Annotated in this window: 3 protein-coding genes; all 3 read right to left on the bottom strand. The window is 66.7% G+C overall.

The window, feature by feature from the left end; translation table 11 throughout:
- Positions 1-690, bottom strand: a 690-nt coding sequence (locus JHD07_RS28945; protein WP_291628377.1) for an AMP-binding protein, incomplete at its 3' end; no start/stop codon positions are given.
- Positions 691-722: 32 nt separating this feature from the next.
- Complete coding sequence (upp, locus tag JHD07_RS28940) at positions 723-1,358, bottom strand: uracil phosphoribosyltransferase (RefSeq protein ID WP_291628376.1); 636 nt, start codon at positions 1,356-1,358, stop codon at positions 723-725.
- Between the two features lie 137 nt (positions 1,359-1,495).
- The gene (locus JHD07_RS28935) at positions 1,496-1,681 is read right to left on the bottom strand and encodes a hypothetical protein (RefSeq protein WP_291628374.1); all 186 of its coding nucleotides are present in this window, start codon (positions 1,679-1,681) and stop codon (positions 1,496-1,498) included.
- Positions 1,682-1,792 lie beyond the last annotated feature (111 nt).

The raw sequence follows: 1,792 nt of genomic DNA, 5'->3' as shown, positions 1-1,792 counted from the left end.
GCCGAGCAGGCTCGTCATGCCGAAAGTGCCGCAGAACGGCAGCATCGCCAGCAGCGAATCGCGTTGCGGATCGAGCTGGAGCGCGCGTGCGACGGAGACGGCGTGCGTCGCCAGCGTCGCTTGCGAATGCGCGACGAGCTTCGGCCCCTTGGTCGTGCCCGACGTGGTGTATAGCAGTACGGGGAGATCGACATCATCCTGGGGCGGTGGAGCCGGCGGGTAGGGCGTGTCGAACGCATCGAACCGCAAGCAGGGCCAGTGTGCCGGGATGGCATCCGCGCCGACCACCGCGAGCCGTTGCAGCGCCGGCACCTCGTCCTTGGCGATGCCCGCAAGGATGGCGGTAAAGTCGATGGCGCGGAATGCCGCCTCGACGACCATGAGCTTCGCGCCTGACAGCTTGAGCAGGTGCGCGACTTCCGCGCTGCGGTAGCGCGTATTGACGGCGGCGACGACCGCGCCGAGCCGTGCGGCGGCGAACAGCAGCGTCAGCCATTCGACCCGGTTGACCAGCCAGACCGCGACGACGTCGCCCTTGCCGATGTCTTGCGCGGCAAGCCAGGCGGCGGTCTGTTCGATCTTCGCGGAGAACTCCGCGCGAGAGACGGCTGTGCCGTCGCATATGAAGGCAGGATCGGCGGCGGGCTCGATCCGGATCAGCGATTGCAATGACACGTCGTTGGCGCTCATGCCACCGGACTAACCCGATCGCGCCAACCTGTCTACTTTGTGCCGAACATCCGGTCGCCGGCATCGCCGAGGCCCGGCACGATGTAGCCGTGGTCGTTGAGCCGCTCGTCGATCGCGGCGGTCCAGATCGGCACGTCGGAATGCTCGCTCTCGAACTGGGCGATGCCCTCGGGGGCGGCCAGCAGGCAGACGAAGCGGATATCGCGGGCGCCGCGCGCCTTGAGCAGGGACGCGCCGGCGCAGGCGGAGTTGCCGGTCGCGAGCATCGGGTCCATCAGAATCACGGTGCGGTCCGACAGGTCCTGCGGCGCCTTGAAGTAATATTCCACGGCCTGCAACGTCTCGGGGTCGCGGTAGAGGCCGATATGGGCGATACGCGCCGAAGGCATCAAGGCGAGCATGCCGTCGAGGAAGCCGACGCCGGCGCGCAGGATCGGCGCCAGCGTGAGCTTCTTGCCGGCGATCTTGGGGGCCTGCATCGGCGCGATCGGCGTCTCGATGTCCACTAGCTCCAGCGGCAGGTCGCGCGTCACCTCGTAGGCCAGCAGCATCCCGATCTCGTTCAGGATTTCGCGAAAGCTCTTGGTCGAGCGGTCCTTCTCCCGCATCAAGGAGAGCTTGTGCTGGACCAGGGGATGGGTGACGACGTTGACGGTGCCGGTGCTCATGAAACCGATCTACACGGTTCCGTAAAACTGCGCCAGATCGGCCCGGCGTTTTCCGCAGGGCAGCGCGCCTCAACCGGGCATCGCGCCCGCGCTGCGGGGAAGGGCGATTGCAGTCATGGTGCCACCTGCCGCGCAGGTCAAGCGGGCAAATGCCAGATATGGATTGCGGCTCTCAGCGTGATCAGCGCGGTGAGCACACTGCCCATCGAGAGCAGGCCAAGCGTCTGGAACGCGATGCGCTCGAGTTGCGCCTTGCGGGCATCGGAGATGCGCACCGCGCGTGCAGCCAGAGGCCGCTCAGGGTCATGGGTCATGATCGACATTGTGGAAATCCTCGTCCCCGGCGCGGCGGGGAGGGCCGCGCCAATCTGCCGCTCATGATGTCGATCGCCGCGTAGGATTGCGAGATGAGCGCCGGCATGCCGGCATAGGAA

It is taken from the genome of Bradyrhizobium sp. (genome assembly GCF_016462955.1).
Classification (GTDB): Bacteria; Pseudomonadota; Alphaproteobacteria; order Rhizobiales; family Xanthobacteraceae; genus Bradyrhizobium.
Note: the sequence above shows the minus strand (reverse complement) of the source record. Positions and strands in the feature narration are given on the sequence as shown.